The organism is Legionella sp. km772 (genome assembly GCF_003989735.1).
In the GTDB taxonomy this organism is placed as follows: Bacteria; Pseudomonadota; Gammaproteobacteria; order Legionellales; family Legionellaceae; genus Legionella.
Window position 1 is genome coordinate 1 of record NZ_RZGQ01000247.1, and the last position, 3,539, is coordinate 3,539.

The following is a 3,539-nucleotide window of genomic DNA, read 5'->3' on the forward strand; positions in this document are numbered from 1 at the left end:
TTATTAACCATTTAGAGCGAATAAGCCTCACAGCCTAAATTTACCGAATCTTTTGTCGACTGTTGATTAAAAAACAGCTGAACAATAATTGGTTCATTTCTAGTCATGAAAAGCCCCTGATAAGGCCGGTTAGGGCACAAGCAAAAGCGGTAACCAGGCAGGTTGCCGTAAATACCGCACCTTGATCCATGCCGGCATCGTGCAGAATAGCCGGATTAACAAAGGCAATGTACACCATCGTAAGAAAAGTAGTAATTCCTGCTAGAACCTCGTTTTTAAAGGTACTATCTTGTAAAAAATGAGTTTTTAAGCGAGACATCAGACGTCCTATAAATGAAAATTCATTACCCCAACAATAATTTCTATGATGATCAAAATAATAATAACAATTTCCAAAAGGTGGCTATGGCGATTATCGAGATAACCATTAAACATATCAAAAATTTCATTTAAGGTATCTAAACGATGATTTATGGCGTTGACCCGACGCTGAATATGCAGATAGCGCTCCAACATAATAAAGTGATCTTCTAAGGTGGGATGTTGCCAAAAATATTTAGGGTGATAGAGAAAATTACTAATGAGGTTCATTTCGCTTTTCGCACCTAGAATTTCACCGATAACCTGTTGAATTTGTTTCCGCCCAATAGGCATCTCTCCGGTTTGCGATAAACTTTGAATCATTGGATTATATTTTTCAATAAGCCCATCTATGATGGTTTCAAAATACTGTAATTTAACCGATTGAGAAAAACCATAAGAGAGGCTAAGTTTTAACTCCTCACTTTCGTCTTCAATGGTTAAGCAATCAACATCAAAAAAATCATGAGGTTCAATGGACGTTTTAGCCGCTAGCTGGTAATGAAATTCATCATGAACCAATAACTTAATTGGCTTATCGACTAGCATTTTAATGGTATTTAGATAGTTATTAATTTCATAACGCTTAACCCCCCAAGAGACCACCGTACCATTTTTAAAAATATAAATCGTATGATGGGAATTATCGCTGGGGATTATTTTTAGCACATCACGGGTTTTGGTAGAGGTGTAGGCATTTGGAGCCGCTCTAAAATGATTATCTAGGCGGGTTAAATCAATGTTTTTAGCCACACAGAAACTTAAACATTCCATGGTACTCAACTCGAAGGAGAAGGTGGTATTTATTGCTCTAAATACCATTATTTTTTTAAGGATTATACAATAAATTTACTTATAAGGTAATAGCTTAGCTATTTTGTGGCTAAGCACGGGTTAGGGCTTTTATCGGCGGGCTTCCTCCATTGTCCATGCGCATCCTCAGTTTAAGCAGACAGAAGAGCTTGCAGCATGGACAACGAGGCAGGAGAGCGGTTGCTTAGGCGGCTATTAAAGTTTTAAGCATTATCAGCCGTTTCGCGACCTGAGTAGGCTTTTTTCCTGTCGGTGGCTCCACACAACCATTGCGGGCACACCTCTAGAACTTCAGATATTTTTTCTAATTCATTTTTATTCGGCAAGGCATGACCAAAAATTAAGGCATTAGCTAAATGGCGAGTAATACCAAATACTTTGGCAACCGCTTTAGTCTTTTCTACTAAATCCTCAGGAAAACCTAAGGTGGCTAGTTCGCGATTAAAGCGTTGGGAAAACACTTTACTGTTCATTTTCTCACTCCATGAAAAAAATAATTAGGGTCTGTCTCTACCTGTCAATCCTTGAGCTAGGTATTTCTTTGTTATAACTTATTTTTTTTCAATAGCAAAGTTCTTTTTTGATAAAAAGCAATTAATTTTCATTATGTTACTATTTTTGCACACAGGAATGGTTTGAAATTGGAATTCAATGATAATTTAAGACATTTATAATGTTAATAATGCTGTTTGCATAGGCGATGCCGTCAAGATAGGATTGGACGAGCGCCTTATTATCAATGCCAGAATATTGCAGCTGCTTGAAATTGGCTTCTTCATAGGCTATAGAAAATTTTAAAAATTTACCCAGTTCGCCGACGTGATGCAAAAGGGCTTCATTCAAAACCTCACTTAATTGAATTCTGTCTAAGAGCAAAGACATTGGCTCATTTAAAATAGCATCGAGGGTCGATAAAATACCGACGGTATAGGCTTGATGGGGGTTAGGGTAGTGGGTAGCCCTGGCCAACGATTCGCACATCTTAGCCCGGATCAAGGTTCTTTCTAATAAATCAGGGGCAATATCATCAAGACTAGCTAATAATAATAAAATGATCCAATTGCGAATTTGCACTAAGCCGAGCTGGACAATGGCATCCATTAATGATTCGATTTTTTTGCCAGTGTAAAACGACACAGAATTGGTTAAACGTAAAACACGATAACTGAGCTTCGGGATTTGTAAAATAATATCTTCAATTTTTTCTATTGACGCGTTACTGTCATTTAGTTCGCCAAGTAAACGGAGCATTTGCGATTTATTTTCAGTGATGCTGCGGCCTTTAAAGGGATCGGGCTTATTGAGAAAAAAGCCCTGGAAATAATCAAAACCCAGCTCCATGCAAATATCAAATTGGGCACGACTTTCTATCTTCTCCGCCAAAAGCTTTCCGGTATAACTATTTTTTAAAGGCTTAATTTGCTCTTCAATTTGCGCTCTGGAAAGATTGAGAACATCAATTTTAATGATGTGGGCCAGATCAATTAAGGGCCTTATTTCTTCTCGGTACATAAAATCATCTAAAGCAATTTTATAGCCTAAGCTTTGGAGCTGGGTTAAATTTTTAATCAGGATCTCATCAATAATAACCGTTTCTAGAACCTCAATAACTATACGGTTCTTAGGTAATAGCGCTGGAATTTGTTCGATAAGATTGTTGTAGGTAAAATTGATGTAGGCTGTTTTTTTTCCGATAATATTATTTATATCGAGATTGGTGAATAGTTGGGTAATAACTGATGATGTTGCAGCATCCCCGCTAAATGGACTAGAGCTATTTATATTAGCGCTTATTTCATCTCCATTTCGGTATAAAAGCTCATAAGCACATACCGCCCCTTTCCTATTGAAGATGGCTTGTCTCGCTAATAATGTTCTCAGCGTTGTTTGATCCAATTTGAGTACTTATTATTAGATTATAAGTTTAGTATATATCATTTTGGTGGAGATGCTTTTCGCAAAAAGGGCAATCTCATTTATTTAACAGCAAGATAGCACTTCATGGGGATTTGCTAAAAATTTACTCTATTTAGCTATCAGATAAATTGATTTGGCACCATACTTATTAAATTACGGAACAGGGCCACCTCATGAAAAAAATCTAGCTTAAATCGGTAAATAATGAGAGGCTAGCTTCATTTAAATGGATATAGGAATCAGGGGCTTTTCATGACTAGAAATGAACCAATTATTGTTCAGCTGTTTTTTAATCAACAGTCGACAAAAGATTCGGTAAATTTAGGCTGTGAGGCTTATTCGCTCTAAATGATCAATAATAAACCTAATTCAGGGCGCAGACGAACCGGAATACTAATTCCAGCATATCCAATGCTATTGCTCATACAAGATTATAAATCGAGCAAGGC

The 3,539-nt window shown here is 36.9% G+C and carries 3 protein-coding genes and 1 pseudogene; all 4 read right to left on the reverse strand.

Annotation, left to right across the window (positions count from 1 at the left end; genetic code table 11):
• Positions 1–118: 118 nt before the first annotated feature.
• Positions 119–319: pseudogene (locus tag ELY15_RS14620) on the reverse strand (NCS2 family permease); the annotation flags it as partial.
• Between the two features lie 8 nt (positions 320–327).
• Entirely contained in the window at positions 328–1,134 is an 807-nt protein-coding gene (locus tag ELY15_RS14625; RefSeq protein ID WP_127101310.1) for an RMD1 family protein, read from the reverse strand.
• A gap of 242 nt (positions 1,135–1,376) precedes the next feature.
• Entirely contained in the window at positions 1,377–1,646 is a 270-nt protein-coding gene (locus ELY15_RS14630; RefSeq protein WP_127101312.1) for a hypothetical protein, read from the reverse strand.
• A gap of 175 nt (positions 1,647–1,821) precedes the next feature.
• Positions 1,822–3,069 carry an EAL and HDOD domain-containing protein gene (locus tag ELY15_RS14635; protein WP_127101314.1) on the reverse strand — a complete coding sequence of 416 codons (1,248 nt, stop codon included), beginning with the start codon at positions 3,067–3,069 and terminating at the stop codon, positions 1,822–1,824.
• Positions 3,070–3,539 lie beyond the last annotated feature (470 nt).